Annotated in this window: 14 protein-coding genes; 7 read left to right on the forward strand and 7 right to left on the reverse strand. The window is 59.5% G+C overall.

The window, feature by feature from the left end; translation table 11 throughout:
- The first annotated feature begins 34 nt into the window (after positions 1–34).
- The 7 genes from EJ997_RS02285 (at position 35) to ctaF (ending at position 7059) form a co-directional block, all read left to right on the forward strand.
- Positions 35–1393: a dipeptidase gene (locus EJ997_RS02285; RefSeq protein ID WP_126703151.1), complete on the forward strand. Its 1359-nt coding sequence runs from the start codon at positions 35–37 to the stop codon at positions 1391–1393.
- A complete protein-coding gene (locus EJ997_RS02290; RefSeq protein WP_126703152.1) occupies positions 1390–2352 on the forward strand; it encodes a glycerate kinase in 963 nt (320 codons plus the stop codon). The genes EJ997_RS02285 and EJ997_RS02290 overlap by 4 nt, the downstream gene beginning before the upstream one ends.
- Before the next feature lie 114 nt (positions 2353–2466).
- The gene (locus EJ997_RS02295; RefSeq protein ID WP_126703153.1) at positions 2467–2811 is read left to right on the forward strand and encodes a HesB/IscA family protein; all 345 of its coding nucleotides are present in this window, start codon (positions 2467–2469) and stop codon (positions 2809–2811) included.
- Positions 2812–3013: 202 nt separating this feature from the next.
- Complete coding sequence (locus tag EJ997_RS02300; RefSeq protein WP_126703154.1) at positions 3014–3826, forward strand: FKBP-type peptidyl-prolyl cis-trans isomerase; 813 nt, start codon at positions 3014–3016, stop codon at positions 3824–3826.
- Positions 3827–4038: 212 nt separating this feature from the next.
- A complete protein-coding gene (gene ctaC, locus EJ997_RS02305) occupies positions 4039–4923 on the forward strand; it encodes an aa3-type cytochrome oxidase subunit II (RefSeq protein ID WP_206501761.1) in 885 nt (294 codons plus the stop codon).
- Positions 4910–6634, forward strand: a complete 1725-nt coding sequence (gene ctaD / locus EJ997_RS02310; RefSeq protein ID WP_126703155.1) for an aa3-type cytochrome oxidase subunit I — start codon at positions 4910–4912, stop codon at positions 6632–6634. The genes ctaC and ctaD overlap by 14 nt, the downstream gene beginning before the upstream one ends.
- Positions 6631–7059 carry an aa3-type cytochrome oxidase subunit IV gene (gene ctaF, locus EJ997_RS02315; RefSeq protein WP_126703156.1) on the forward strand — a complete coding sequence of 143 codons (429 nt, stop codon included), beginning with the start codon at positions 6631–6633 and terminating at the stop codon, positions 7057–7059. The genes ctaD and ctaF overlap by 4 nt, the downstream gene beginning before the upstream one ends.
- Positions 7060–7317: 258 nt before the next feature.
- Here the strand turns inward: ctaF and EJ997_RS02320 are convergent, their stop codons facing one another.
- From EJ997_RS02320 to EJ997_RS13070, 7 genes are all read right to left on the reverse strand, one after another.
- Entirely contained in the window at positions 7318–7581 is a 264-nt protein-coding gene (locus EJ997_RS02320; protein WP_126703157.1) for a hypothetical protein, read from the reverse strand.
- A 398-nt stretch (positions 7582–7979) separates the two neighbouring features.
- The gene (locus EJ997_RS13360; RefSeq protein ID WP_126703158.1) at positions 7980–8684 is read right to left on the reverse strand and encodes a hypothetical protein; all 705 of its coding nucleotides are present in this window, start codon (positions 8682–8684) and stop codon (positions 7980–7982) included.
- A 368-nt stretch (positions 8685–9052) separates the two neighbouring features.
- Positions 9053–9517 carry a hypothetical protein gene (locus EJ997_RS02330; RefSeq protein WP_126703159.1) on the reverse strand — a complete coding sequence of 155 codons (465 nt, stop codon included), beginning with the start codon at positions 9515–9517 and terminating at the stop codon, positions 9053–9055.
- 620 nt (positions 9518–10137) lie between these two features.
- Positions 10138–10914 carry a hypothetical protein gene (locus EJ997_RS13890; protein WP_126703160.1) on the reverse strand — a complete coding sequence of 259 codons (777 nt, stop codon included), beginning with the start codon at positions 10912–10914 and terminating at the stop codon, positions 10138–10140.
- 340 nt (positions 10915–11254) lie between these two features.
- Positions 11255–12477, reverse strand: a protein-coding gene (locus tag EJ997_RS02345; protein ID WP_126702775.1) for an IS3 family transposase whose coding sequence is annotated in 2 segments (ribosomal slippage) — positions 11255–12192 and positions 12192–12477 — 1224 coding nt in all. Because the reading frame shifts where the segments join, the coding sequence is not laid out codon by codon here.
- 86 nt (positions 12478–12563) lie between these two features.
- The gene (locus tag EJ997_RS13895) at positions 12564–13328 is read right to left on the reverse strand and encodes a hypothetical protein (RefSeq protein ID WP_126703161.1); all 765 of its coding nucleotides are present in this window, start codon (positions 13326–13328) and stop codon (positions 12564–12566) included.
- A 313-nt stretch (positions 13329–13641) separates the two neighbouring features.
- Positions 13642–14481, reverse strand: a complete 840-nt coding sequence (locus tag EJ997_RS13070) for a hypothetical protein (RefSeq protein WP_206501763.1) — start codon at positions 14479–14481, stop codon at positions 13642–13644.
- Positions 14482–14878 lie beyond the last annotated feature (397 nt).

The raw sequence follows: 14878 nt of genomic DNA on the forward strand, positions 1-14878 counted from the left end.
CCAATCGTAACGCGGAACGAGTAGGGTTTGAAACATGACAGATCTCGCCACATACAGTGCCGCCGTTGATGCTGCACTCCCAGCCGTCCGGTCAGAACTCGAGGATCTCGTGCGGATTCCGTCGGTTTCCTCCTCGGCCTTTGACCAGTCCGAACTCGACCGTTCAGCGCAGAAGGTGACGGAAATCCTTCGTGACTCCGGCTTTACCGACATTGAAACGATCAAGCTTGCGACGGAAAGCAACGGCACCGGACGCCCCGCCATCCTCGCCCACCGCGAAGGTCCCGCCGGTGCTCCCACCGTCATGCTCTATGCACATCACGATGTGCAGCCCCCCGGCGAGCGCGACACCTGGGACACGGAGCCCTTCGAGCCGGTCGAGAAGGACGGTCGCCTGTACGGCCGTGGTACCGCCGACGACAAGGCCGGAATTCTGGTCCATGCCGGCGCGATTCGCGCACTGGATTCGCTTGGCGAACTGCCCGTTTCGGTCACTGTCTTTATCGAGGGTGAAGAGGAGATCGGCTCACCGACCTTCGTTGATTTTCTTAACGAGTACCGCGATCGTCTCGCGGCCGATGTCATCGTTGTCGCGGACTCAAACAACTGGACGGTTGATGTTCCGTCGCTGACCACCTCGCTTCGCGGAGTCGTCGGGCTTGAAGTCACCGTCGACGTTCTCGATCACGCGCTCCACTCGGGCATGTACGGTGGCCCGGTTCTCGATGCCGTGACCGTCGCTTCCAGGCTTATCGCCACGCTCCACGACGAGAACGGTTCGGTGGCGGTTGCCGGTCTGCATGGCTACGACGACGCAGATGCTGACTACCCGGAGGACCAGCTCCGCAACGACACAGGTGTGCTCGAGGGCGTTGAGCTCGTCGGCAAAGGCTCGATGGCTTCTCGCCTGTGGACCCAGCCCGCGCTGTCCGTTATCGGTCTCGACGCGACCTCGGTGGAGAAGTCATCCAACACGATCATTCCGTCGTGCCGCTTCCAACTGTCCCTCCGTACCGCACCCGGCCAGCAACCTGCCGAAGCGCACGAGGCGCTGAAGAAGCACATTGTCGAACACGCTCCCTTCGGTGCGAAGGTGTCGTTCGGTCCCGGTGAGTTGGGCCCCGCCTTCCAGGCGGAGCAGACCGGCGTCATGGAGACCGCCCGCGGAGCGCTACGCGATGCGTGGCAGACCGAGCCCGTTGACATCGGTGTGGGCGGATCGATTCCGTTCATTGCCGACCTGGCGAAGGTTTTCCCGCAGGCCGAGATCCTTGTGACCGGGATCGAGGATCCCGACACGCGTGCGCACTCCGGTAACGAATCCCTTCACCTTGGGGTGCTCCGCAACGCAATTCTTGCCGAGGCACTGCTTCTGGCGAGGCTCGCCGAGTGAACATCCTGCTTACCGCAACGAGAGTCGAGGGCGCACCCGCCTCCGTTGTCCTCGATGCTGCTGCCGGACCGTGGAAGGAACGCGCCGATGTCGACTCGGTCCCCGTGAGCGACGGAGAAGGCGATCTCTGCGAGGTGCTCGCTCAGTTGAGCGGAGGGGAACTGGGTGCAATTGAATCAGCCGGCGTTCCCGTTCCGTCCCTCGTATCGAATCGGCGCTGGGTTCTCGACCTGTCGCAGTCGTGGGGTGAGAACTCCCGGGGCCTCGGCGTAGCTCTTACTACGGTCCTCGCAGAGAATCCGTCGCGGCTCGTACTTAACCTGCCCCGCAGGGTCTTCCCGGATCTCGGGGAAGCCATGCTGGAGGAAATGGGTTTCTCCGGTGTGGAGGATCTTGCCACGGCGTTCGCCGATGTGGATGTTCTCGTCACCTGCTCTGCCGAACAGCCACTTCTCGGAGTAAATGGTCTACCCCGCTGGCTCGACCGGCACGGCGCGCTTAGCGCGCTGGAGGCACAGGAGCTGGAGAAGAGCATCGGTGGGCGACTGCCGCGCTCAGCGCGACAATCCCTCCTGAGTGATGACCTTGACCCGAAGAGCCCGACTTCGGGAATCGGCGGGGGAGCGGCCATGCTCCTCCAGGCAGCGGGTGCCCGGACGGCATGGGCGGGTGACGTCGTTGCCGGTGCGATCGCTCCGCGACTCACCGAGGTTGATCTTGTGGTGTACGTAACGGGTGAGATCGGACTCGACCTGCCCCGCTCGCTGTTTACTCTCGCCGACCACGCGGAAAAGGATGCCATTCCCGTTATCGTCATCTACGGGGAGGGTCGACTGCAGCGTCATGAATTGGCGCGGTTTGGTCTGTCGGGGTCGTATTCCTACGCGCCCGAGGGCGTCAACCTCGCAGGGCTGGCACGAGCCATGGGTCCAATAAGCCAGACCTGGGCCCGCACATAACAGCATATTCCCAGGACATTCCCGGTTTAATAGGAGGGAGGTCCTTGGAAAGAAGAACGGATCAACGTAATCTTGGTATAGCCCCCGGGGCTTAAACCTTGAAGGAGAAAACTCATGACTGAAACTGTTGCAGTCCACGGTGTTGAGCTCACCGATGTCGCCGCGAACAAGGTTCGTAGCCTTCTCGCCCAGGAAGGTCGCGATGATCTGCGCCTTCGTGTGGCGGTGCAGCCGGGCGGTTGTTCCGGCCTCATGTACCAGCTGTACTTCGACGAGCGCGAGCTCGATGGCGATCTCATCCGCGACTTTGACGGCGTTGGCGTCGTTGTCGACCAGATGTCGTCCCCGTACCTCGACGGTGCAACGATCGACTTTGCCGACTCCATTGACCGTCAGGGCTTCACGATCGACAACCCGAACGCCGGCGGCTCCTGCGCCTGCGGAGATTCGTTCCACTGATGACGATGTCGCGGCGAATTGCCGCTCTAACAGCAGTATCAGCGTTGGTGCTCGCCGGTTGCTCCTCGAACGATGAGGACACCGAGACGCAGGCAACTGACAGGGAAACGACAACGAGCGAGTCGACCGGTGATGCCACCGACGAGCCGACCGATGCGGAAACCGCCCCGAGGCTGTCGAGCCGGTCATCTCCGATGAGGGGATGCCAAGCGTTGTCGAGGAGGACGGAATCGTCTCTCTCGACTTCGAGGGCGCGACCGAGCCCGAGCAGCTTCAGGTATCGGTGGTAGAGGAGGGTGACGGCGACGTCGTCTCCCCGGAGGACCTCGTTGTCGTCAACTACGCCGGACAGGTGTGGGGAAGCGACGAGACCTTTGACTCGTCGTGGGCCCGCGGCTCGATGACCGCATTCGGTCTCGACATGGTGGTACAGGGATGGCGGGATGGCCTCGCCGGCCAAACCGAAGGATCGCGCGTTATCGTCTCCGTCCCCGCCGAGCTCGGCTACGGCCCTAACGGAGGTAACGAGTCTGCGGGTATTGGCCCCGAGGACACCATTGTCTTCGTTGTTGACATCGACCAGAAAGTCTCCCCGGACGAGGTTGGCGATCCCGATGCCACCGTCGTGACCGAAGCGGATGAGCTTCCGGTCAACATCGAAGGCGACCTTGGAGAACTCGCGTCCGTCACCGTCAAGGAGGATGCCGAGGAACCGGAGGAGACCACCTCGATCGTCATTGCCGAATCCGATGGCCCTGTCGTCGGTGGCGAGGGAACGACCGTCTACTTCCAGTATTCGGCAGCCACCTGGGATAACTCGCAGAACGAGCAGTCGATTGATTTCGGCGGTGTGCAGAACGCCACAATCGGTCAGGGTTCCCCCTTCGACCTGCTCGAGGGAGTTCCGGTAGATTCCCGCGTACTCCTTCTCGTCCCGGGCGACGAGTCAACGCCGGGCCTCGCGGCTCTCGTTGATGTTGTTGGGCACCTACCCGCGCCGGCAGCAACGGAATAATAGTCCGCAAAGTAGTCGCACATCACACTTCGTTTCCCCGCACCCGATTTGGGTGCGGGGAAATGTCCGTTTTCGGGCAGAAACGTTGAAACTCCTATGTTCAGTGGCACTCAAACCTGAAAAAACTATGTACAGTAGGGGACTAGGACGATAGTCCCTACCCCTGCTGTGCTAAGAGCCGGGATGGGAAACGTGAAGGAAGGTACACTACCGTGCGTGAAACACAGCAACGACGCAGAGGACTTGCCCGCATTGGTGCGCTCCTCGCCGTCGTGGCGCTCGCAGCCGGATGTTCGGATCATTCGCCGAGCGAACCTGGCAAGGGCATCGACGTTGGATTCCTGCCCTCGACGAGGGAGATGACGGATAGGACGAGCCAGCTCATTGATCTGTGGAACGGCGCCTGGTTCGCCGCTGTCATGGTCGGCCTGCTCGTATGGGTGCTCGTGCTCTGGTGCGTTATCGCGTACCGCAAGCGCAAGAACGACAACCAGCTCCCGGTTCAGCTCCGCTACCACGTGCCTCTCGAGATCATGTACACCATTGTTCCGATCATCATGGTCGGTGTGCTGTTCGTGTTCTCGACCCGTGCAACAGCCGAGATGAACGACGTCTCGGGCGAAGCGGACATCGAGATCGAGGTGTACGGCAAGCAGTGGAGCTGGGACTTCAACTACCTGTCGGATGACGTCTACTACTCGGGTGACCGCATCAGCTTTATCGGTAACGAGGTTGGCGCCGAGGAGACTCTCCCGACGCTGTACCTGCCCGTGGATGAGACCGTTGAGTTCACGGTCAAGTCCCGCGACGTGATCCACTCCTTCTGGATCCCCGCATTCCTCTACAAGGTCGACATGATGCCCGGACGGGTCAACACCTTCGAGGTCACCCCGCAGGAGGAAGGCATTTACTCCGGTAAGTGTGCCGAGCTCTGCGGCGAGTACCACGCCGAGATGGTCTTCAATGTCGCTGTCGTAGACCGCGAAACCTACGATGCCGAAATGGAAAGGCTCCGCGAGGCCGGCAACACCGGATCGCGCGGCGACGAGTACAACAGGCAGTACAACCTGCAGGAGGCCGGCAATGGCAACAACTGATGATCAGCAACGGATTATCGAAGGGGACTTCGTTCCCGGTCTGAAGCCGAAGAAGCAGTCGCTGGGTAAGCTCCTTGTTTCCTGGATGACCTCAACCGATCACAAGACGATCGGCTACATGTACCTGATCTCGGCATTCGCCTTCTTCCTCATCGGTGGTGCCCTTGCTCTCGTCATTCGTGCGGAGCTGTGGGAACCGGGCATGCTCCTGCAGTCGAAGGAACAGTACAACCAGTTCTTCACGATGCACGGAACAATCATGCTGTTCCTGTTCGCAACGCCGCTCTTCACGGCGTTCGGTAACGTGCTTGTGCCGATCCAGATCGGTGCCCCCGACGTCGCCTTCCCTCGGCTCAACATGTTCAGCTTCTGGCTGTTCTCGTTCGGTGGCCTCATCACCATCGCGGGCTTCCTCACCCCGAAGGGTGCGGCATCGTTCGGATGGACGGCGTACGTGCCACTATCGACGAACGCATTTTCGCCGGGACTCGGTGGCGACCTATGGATTATGGGGCTAGCCATGACCGGTTTCGGCACGATCTTCGGTTCGGTTAACTTCATCGCCACGATTATCGGCATGAGGGCGCCGGGCATGACGATGTTCCGCATGCCGATCTTTACCTGGAACATCCTCATCACTTCGATCCTTGTCCTCATGGCGTTCCCGGTCCTCGCAGCGGCCCTCTTCGGCCTTGCATACGACCGCATCCTTGGCGGACAGATCTACAACCCCGAAGCGGGCGGCGCGCTTTTGTGGCAACACCTGTTCTGGTTCTTCGGTCACCCCGAGGTTTACGTCATCGCCCTGCCGTTCTTCGGCATCATCTCCGAGGTCATCCCGGTCTTTTCCCGTAAGCCAATCTTCGGATACAAGGGCCTTGTCTACGCAACGATCACCATTGCTGCCCTGTCCGTCACCGTGTGGGCGCACCACATGTTCACGACCGGCGGCGTCATGCTTAACTTCTTCTCGCTACTGACAATGGCGATCGCCGTCCCAACGGGCGTGAAGTTCTTCAACTGGATCGGCACGATGTGGCGAGGAAAACTGAGTTTCGATACCCCGATGCTGTGGGCTATCGGCTTCCTTCTCACCTTCGTCCTCGGTGGCGTTACGGGCGTTATTCTGTCCTCGCCGGCCATGGACTTCCACATCCACGACACGTACTTCGTCGTCGCCCACTTCCACTACGTGGTCTTCGGAACCGTTGTGTTCGCCATGTATGCGGGCTTCTACTTCTGGTGGCCCAAGTTCACCGGCCGAATGCTTAACGAGACGATCGGTAAGTGGCACTTCTGGCTGACCTTTGTCGGCTTCCACCTCACCTTCATGATTCAGCACTGGCTGGGTGTGCAGGGCATGCAGCGCCGTATCCCGGACTACATGCCGGAGGATGGCTTCCAGACCTACAACCAGATCTCCACGATCGGTGCGGCAGTCCTTGCCATTTCCACCCTCGTGTTCCTCTGGAACGTCCTGAAGACGCACACCGGTCCCAAGCCGGCACCGCTTCCGAACGACCCGTGGGGCTTCGGTGGCTCGCTCGAGTGGGCAACGGCTTCGCCGCTCCCCGCGCACAACTTCACCTCGCTCCCGAGGATCCGTTCCGAGCGTCCCGCCTTCGACCTCCACCATCCCGAGGTCGCGGCCATGGACCGCATCTCTGGAGACCCCGTTACGACCCTGATTTCTGAGGGAGAGAAGAAGTGACCGAAAACAAGAACGAGAAGCGCGGTCTCGTCGCCGAGACACTATTCTTTATTCCGCCGGGAGCATTCTTCTTCATTGTCGCTATCGCATACGCGATCGTGGCGGATGCGGAACCAATCGGAACGATGACCCTCGTTTCCCTCGGCTTCATGTTCTTCTTCGTTGCAGGCTACCTGTGGTTGACGTCACGGAGGATCGACTTCCGTCCGTCCGATGATGAAGACGGCGAGATCGAAGAGGCAGCGGGCGACGTTGGCGAGTTCAACCCGCACTCCTGGTGGCCCCTTATTGCAGGCGTCGCCGCATCTGTTGTTGCAGCCGGCTTTGCCGTTGGCTGGTGGATGTTCGGCATCGGTATCGCAATCGGCATTATCGCCGTGATCGGATACGCCTTTGAGAACAACACCGGCGTCTACTCGCACTGAGTAAACCGCACATGAGAAACGGGCCCTTCGGGGCCCGTTTTCTTTTCGTTAGTTGTGCATAGTCCGACTATTCATCATGCTCATGAGACCGGACTGTGCGCCAAGATGTGTCTCAAGTGGGAGAGTACTCAGACAGGAAGTGTCTCAAGCTTCATCGTCGGGTGCTCGTCGCCTCTAGCCGTGGGTGGCGGACTGTGACGGTACACAGACAAACGGAAGACCCGCGACGAATCGCGGGTCTTCGGTTAGTTCGACAAGTTAGCTGTCTTCGCGTCCGGGCCGTCCGGCCTCACGGTCGCGGAAGTTCTTCTGGTCGTACTCGCCACGATCATCCGGATCGGGCTCAGTATCCTTCTTCTGCTCGACGTACGGCTCCTGGTCGTATTCGCCGCCGTGTCCAACACGCCCCTCCTCATGGGTCGGTGCCGGCTCGTAAGCGGGATCGTCGGCATGTGGGGAGAGGGGATTGTAGGGCGCATTCTCCTCAGGATGCTCTGATTCCTTGCTGTGCTTGTCATTCATGATTGCTCTCCAATCTCCTGTGTGTTACCACACTACTCTCTGCTGCCCGCAAGTGCGAGCCGAATACTTCAGGAATTCAGCCGACATCCAGCTAGTCCCCTGAGGTCTCTCCGGGCAGTCTCGGTAGAAGCAAGATCAGCTTTTATGAAGGCGTGGATGCGCCTACTGGTCATGAGATTGAGGTGGATCTGGTTCCCAGGAATCACCTTCCCGGAGTCCGGAGGCTATGCATGCGAGGTGATGGGCCGTGCTAGACCGTCAGGGACAGAAAGCGTGGGAGCGGGTGGTGGAGTTGTGTCTGGCCGCTGTCAGGCGGACAGAGCCCAGGCTCGCTATCACCGAGATTGCCCCTCCACAGTTTTCCTGTGAAGGGGCAATCGGTGCTGTTGTGAGTGTGCTTAGAGGGTTCCGGCCTCGGTGCCACACTGCGTCGCAATGTCGGAGAGAGTGTCAACCGAGTGCGAATCATAAACGTCGTTGCCAGCCGAGATCGACTCGATGGCCTCAGGGCTAAGGCGCTGGAGCGACTCATCGGTGACGCATTCCAGGTACATGTTCCACTGGTCCTCGGAGATGCCCTGAGCTTCCGCCGTCTCCTGGGTGAGACCAGTCTGTTCGAGGATGTCCTCCATGCCCTGGCGGAATGCTGCCGGATCGGCATTCGGATCACCGTATTGCTGATCATCGCCACCGTCAGTGCCGTCGGTGAGGGAATCCTCAGTCTCGTCGGTGCCGTCGGTGAACGGATCGTCGGTGTCAGTATCGTCCGTGTCGGTCGTCTGCTCCGTCGTGGTCTGATCGCCGTCGTTTGAATCGTCATCATCGTCGCCAGCGAAGACGAAGAAGTAAAGAAGGGCGCCTGCTACGAGGAGAATGACAACGACTGCGGCAATAATGATACCGGTCTTGTTGCCGTCACCCTGCTGAGGAGGCTGGCCGTACGGACCGGGAGCTCCGTAGCCTTGGTCGTAAGGTGCATTGCCGTACTGTCCCGGCGCTCCGTAGCCAGCGGGCTGTCCGGAGGGAGCTGACGGGGGCTGCTGGCCCTGCCAGTTGCCCTGGCCGCCATGAGGATTTCCGTAGTTGTCGTTCCCTGTGGTCATAGTTTCACCTCGTACGGACTGGAATAGTGCGAAGACTAGGCTGTCCGCCATATCTGTGATTCGGTGTACGCGTAACAACTTAGCACCGAGAGTTCATGCAGTGATAGCAGATCGTAGGGGTGTATTCCCCAGGCCCAACCAGCGGAAACGCCCTGATGCGCTTGACTCCACGGCTAGGCCGCACTCCCTGATCGTTGCCGAGCAGCGTTGCCAACCCGTGGTTGGGAATGATGGATCTCTAGGAAGACGCTCCTTGCCTGCCTTACCGGGGTAGAGGAATGCACTTGAGACGGACGGACCAGTCCGGAACGAGAAGAGGGGCGGGACGCGGTCGCGTCCTGCCACTCAAGCAAATTGATGCGGATTGCTTACAGGAGTTCACCCATGCACTGGTTTGTGGCTTCGCCCATTACAATCATGTCCTGCTCATTGGTTGCAACATTCGGGTCACGGTTAGCCAGCGCTTCCTGGGTCTCAATCGAGACATCATCGTAAATGTTGTCGACAATGCAGGTGATATAGCTATCGATCTGTTCGCGGGTCCTGCCGGCTTCCGCGAGCTCTTCTTCGCTAATGCCTTCCTGGTACATCATGTCTGAGAAACTCTCGGTAACCTCTTGCTTAGACGGACGACCGTCACCGCCACCCTGGCCACCGCTGTCCGGCCCCGGTGCAACGTTCGGCCCCTGACCGCCGATCGGTCCCTGATTCTGGCTTGTGCCGTTAGGGCTCTCATCACCGTCGTCGTCCCCACCGAGCGTTAGCACGAGCACGACAGCGACGATAACGACAACCGCAGCAATGACACCGCCGATGATCCACCCAGTCTTCATAGACTTCTGGGGAGGTATACCGTACTGGTAGCCACCCTGTCCGTAGCCTTGTGGAGCACCGTAGCCCTGCTGAGGGTGTTGGCCCTGCTGCGGGGCATATTCTGTTGCTGAGGGGCATAGCCATGCTGCTGGGACGGTTGCTGACCGTAACCAGGCTGATTAGCCGACTGTGCTTGCGGCGCTTGCTGACCATAACTCGGCTGGTTAGCCGACTGTGCTTGCGGCGCTTGCTGACCATAGCCCGCCTGATGAGCCGACTGGCCCTGTGGCGGCTGCTGGTTGCCGGGTTCGCTATTGTTTCCAGTTGTTATGATGACCCTTATCAGTTGGGGCTCAGGCGGATGCTCCGAACCGTCGTCAATCTTTCTAGGCACAAACCTAACAGCGTGTTCACGTGCTGTGGTGAAAATGCGTGGGGTGAACAACCCAAGCGACCCCGCCTGAAGGGAGGTCAGTGCCGAACACAACCGCCTTATGACCCTTGGGCATTTCCAGAGATGTTTCAGCGGTGACCGGGTTTCGAGTAATTCCTTGGGTTTGCTGATTGAGGGAACTGCGGAAAACAGAAGGGTGGCTGACACGCGGAATCACCCGCATATCAGCCACCCAGCTGCGTTGAATTAGTATCCGAGTTCGGAAAGGCAGGCGTTGGCCGCATTGTTGAACGTGGACTCCTCGCCAGCGGGCATGGGTGCGTTCGGGTTGTTGGCTGCAATGGCCTCAAGCGTATCGACCGAGACCTCGTCGTAGATTTCGTCGACAACGCAATCGAAGTAGGCATCCACTGCATCAGCATCAACGCCGAGGCTGGAGAGCTCGTCCTTACCTAGGCCCTGATCTTCAAGCATCGATTCCATGCCTGAAAGGACCTCGTCCTTGGAAGGACGACCATCGGAACCACCTTCATCATCGCCTCCGAGGACGAAGAAGAGGACAACGCCGACAATGACGAGGAGAGCGACAATGACGCCGCCAATAATCCACCCGTTCTTGTTCGACTTCTGCGGAGGATAGCCGCCGGGCTGACCCGGGTATCCGTAACCCTGGTTGCCGTAAGCCGGGGTAGCACCGTATCCCTGGGGAGCTCCGTAACCCTGCCGGGCGCCCTGTGGCGCGCCATAGCCCTGCTGCTGGGCCTCGTAGCCCTGCGGTGCGCCATAGCCAGGCTGACCGCCCTGCGGGCTACCGTAGTTCTGGTCTGCGCCATATCCCTCGGGTGTGCCGTAGCCCTGCTGAGCACCGTAACCTTCCGGTGCGCCTTGTGGCTGGTTCGGCTGCGGCAGATCACTCGGTGACTGCTGCCCGGGGTCTGGCTGGCCCTGGCCGTAGTTCGGCTGGTCCTGACCATTATTTGGCTGGTTCTGTCCCCAGCGCTGATTGTTGTTTCCCGTGGTCATGATCTCCCTTATCGAAGTCTGCGGCTATGGCACTTATGCCAGGTTTTCCAACGAATGTACTGCCACTAACTTAACAGTGTTCGACTGACGTTTGGGCGTCCCGTCCACGGACAATTTGCTACGTTAACCGGTGGTTAAGATGCGTTGCGGGATGACATGCGACGAGAGGGTGTGCGGACGGCTTCGTCCCTAGTTGATGAGGAATGAACGGTCCTTGGCTGAGAACCTTGTAGGGCGGTGTGGATGACCACGGTAGGTTCTTGTGACAGAGAGGAGGGTGGCTGGCGTACGGATTGCTCCATGTGATTCGGCCTGGGTTTAGTTCCGGCCGTTTTTCCTGTCACCGGACTGGTGTCAGGCGGGATTCTTGTTCAGTGTAGTAGGCGTCCTCGACCTCGAGCGGGCTGCGGTAGCCAAGTTCACCGTGGAGGCGTTTGTTGTTCCACCACCACACGTATTCCAAGGTTGCCAGCTCAACTTCTTCCACGGTCTTCCACGGCCCGCGCTGACGAATCAGTTCGGCCTTGTAGAGAGCATTAACCGATTCAGCCATCGCGTTGTCAAAACTATCGCCGACGGTCCCGGTAGAGGGCTTAGCGCCGAGTTCATTGACCCTGCTCGTGTAGACCAGGGACATGTAGTTCGAGCCGTGATCGCTATGATGGATCACTCCATCAAGGTCACCGCCGTTTTGCCAGGCAGCCATCTCCAAAGCTTGCAGTGGCAGCACGTCAGCTTTCAATGTCGAGGCAACATTCCAGCCGGCGATACGACGAGCGAAGACGTCGATGATGAAAGAGACGTAGGCGAACCCGGACCAGGTGGCGACATAGGTGATGTCGCAGACCCACAATTGGTTAGGTCGGTCAGCAACAAACCGGCGCTCCACCAGGTCCCCGGGCAGCGCTAAGCCGGAATCAGGGATCGTGGTGAAAGCCTTCTTCGACCTGCGAACACCTTCAACGTCGGCGAGTTTCATGAGCCTGTGGGTCTGATCGCGGCCGATGTCCCAGCCCTGTCGTTTCAGGAGCGCATGCATCTTGCGTCGTCCGTAGACGCTGTAATGCTCTTCGTGCAGGCGCTGGATTTCTGGGATCAGCAGCTCGTCTTTCAGCTGACGGGCTGACGGGGGCCGGCTCTTCGCGGCACGGTATCCACGAGAGGTGATAAATCCACGGACTGCTCCACGAAGCGTGGCGCAGAGGAACTCAACTCCGAAACGATCACGATAAGTATCGATGAAAGCGATCATTTCGTCCGTGGCCGGTCGAGTTCCTTCGCGAAAAATATACTCGCAGCTTTAAGCACCTCGTTAGCCTTGCGCAGCTCAGCGTTCTCACGCTCCAGTCGTTTATTCTCTGCGACTAAGTCGGTCGTCACGCCGGGCCTTTTACCTTGGTCGACTTCGGCCTGCCGGTGCCAGGTTCGCAGGGCCTCTGCGCCTACCCCGAGCAGGTCCGCGACATGACGGACCGCGGCTGTGCGAGTGGGGTGATCGGGAAGTGCCTCGGAAACCATCCGCACCGCACGCTGCTTCAGTTCGGGGTCATACTTTCTGGGCATAGTGTTCCTATTCTGCTATAAAGCTCGGAACTAAACCCAGGCCGAATCAATGCGCCAGCCACCCTGTCAGTTAGCTTGTGGCTTGTTTAGAATTCGAGTTCAACCAAGCAGGAGTCGACTGCCGTGGTGAATGTCGTCTGCTCACCGGGAGCCATCGGAGCATTCGGGTCGTTCGATGCGATTGCCTCGAGTGTCTCGGCCGAAACGTCGTCGTAGATTTCATCGACAACGCAGGAGAAGTAGGAGTCAACGACGTCCCCCTCAAGGCCCATGGCGATGAGATCATCCCGGCCTGCGCCCTGGTCGGCGAGCATGGCCTCCATGCCGGAAAGGACCTCCTCCTTGGAAGGACGATCGCCGGAAGGCGTGTCGGAGGTTTGCGTGTCAGGTTCCGTGGGGTCCGGCTCCACGGGTGTCGGAGTGGTGGGAACCGGTGTCGTCGGGCTTGGGTCGATCGGAGCTGGCTCAACGGGTGAGGGCTCGTCCGTAATGGGCTCGGTCGGATCCGGATCGGCAGGCTGGGTTGTTTCGGTGTCGGTCCTGGTATCCGTGTCATCGTCATCGTCACCGAGGACGAAGAAGAGGACGACACCGACCGCGATGAGAATAACGGCGATGATTCCGCCAATGATCCACCCGGTCTTGTTGGACTTCTGCGGGGGATAGCCACCGGGCTGGCCCTGGTAACCGTAACCCGGGTCTCCGTAGCCCTGAGGTGCGCCATAACCCTGTGGCTGGCCGTAACCCGGAGCACCATAGCCCGGGTTACCCTGGGGCGGGTGGCTCGGGGGCCGCTGTCCGTAGTTGGGCTGATTCTGTCCCCAGCCCTGATTATTGTTCCCGGTTGTCATGATGTCCCTTAAATGTATTCCGTGGCTTTAGCGGTGGTGCGAGCCTTGTGGACGAATGTGCTGGCACCCAAACTAACAGCGGTTTTTACTTGGTTGGTCTCGTTGCCTGGGGTGAAGTTCCCAAGGTGGCTCGATGGTGTCCGGTTGTGGCCGGTAGCGATGCTTTCAGGAAGCGTGAATGTAGCGCGAGAGCGCTGGTAGTTGTATCAATGTCCAGGTCAGGCGGTTGATAGGCAGCCTGACCTGGACCCGGCTCGGGGATGCTGGGGGAGCGGATATCGATACTCCGGGGCGGACTCCCCACTCTGGATAGCTACAGCTGAGAGTCGATGCACGAATCCGATGCTTCGGTCAGCAAGGTGTAATCGGAGCCGAAGATCCACGCATCGGGGTCGCCCGCGACAATAGCCTCGAGAGTTTGGGGACGAGCCGCGTCGTAGATGCTGTCGATTACGCAGTTGTAATACTCGTCCATCGATACACCTGCGGCTTCAATGTCCGCCATCTCCAGACCCTGGTTTTCGAACTCTGCTTGGAGGATGAGCTCGAGGCCGACACGTACGTCTGCGCGACTGGGTTTGCCGTCGGGGCCGGGACTGCTGTCCGCGGGGTCCATCGTGGGATTGCTGTCGACCGTTGTGGGATTCTGGTCAGGAGAATCGGTTCCCTGACCGCTTCGGTTGTCGACGGTATCGCTCGGAGCACCCGAGATGTCGGAGCCTGCGGTGCGATCGTCGTCTCCACCGAGCACAAAGAAGATCGCTGCACCGGTTGCGAGGATCGCGACGATGACGATGCCGAGGATAATCCAGGCCGTGGCGTTTGAGTTGTGGGGCGGCTCGTTATTCGGCGCTGAGCCGTAGGCCTGTCCGTAAGGTTGCTGACCGTACGACTGGTTGCCAAACCCTTGCTGTGCTCCGGATGGCTGCGGGCCGTAGGGCGACTGTTGTTGCTCGTACGGATTCCCGGCGAGCAAGCCACCGTCATCCGGATTCGAGGCAGACTGTCCCTGGTCATGGTTCTGGAAGGTACCGGGCTGCTGGTGGAAGCTCTGATCGTAGCCGGGCTGCTGGTGGAAGCCCTGATCGTAGCCGGGCTGCTGGCCATGGTGTTGGCCCTGCCCCCAGAACTCGTTATTGTTCCCCGTGGTCATTGTTTTCTCTCTATACGGAACACGCCTAAAACAACGGGACGAAAGTCCCGGATGGTGTTTACGTCAATTTAACCGTGCACTCCCACCGAATAGCCAGGATCGCGAGGGTGAGTATTCCAACGTGCATTGAGAAATAGAGATTTCTCTGCGCAGAATTCGGTGGGTCTCTTGAAGCATATCCACCGAAGTGGCTTGTTACCGCCGTAAACATCGTGCGCCATTGGGCTTGATACTGCTACTATCGCGGCACTTTTCGGAGCACGGTTGTCCTGTTGAACTTGCCACAATGCGATAAGTCGCAGCGGCTCTGGCTCGGCTGGGCATTTGACCGAAGCAAGATCTGGACCGCGGGGTTTGACGTAGCATTTCGGCCCACCTGCAACGGCGGCAAATTTGG

Source organism: Flaviflexus ciconiae (genome assembly GCF_003971195.1).
Classification (GTDB): Bacteria; Actinomycetota; Actinomycetes; order Actinomycetales; family Actinomycetaceae; genus Flaviflexus; species Flaviflexus ciconiae.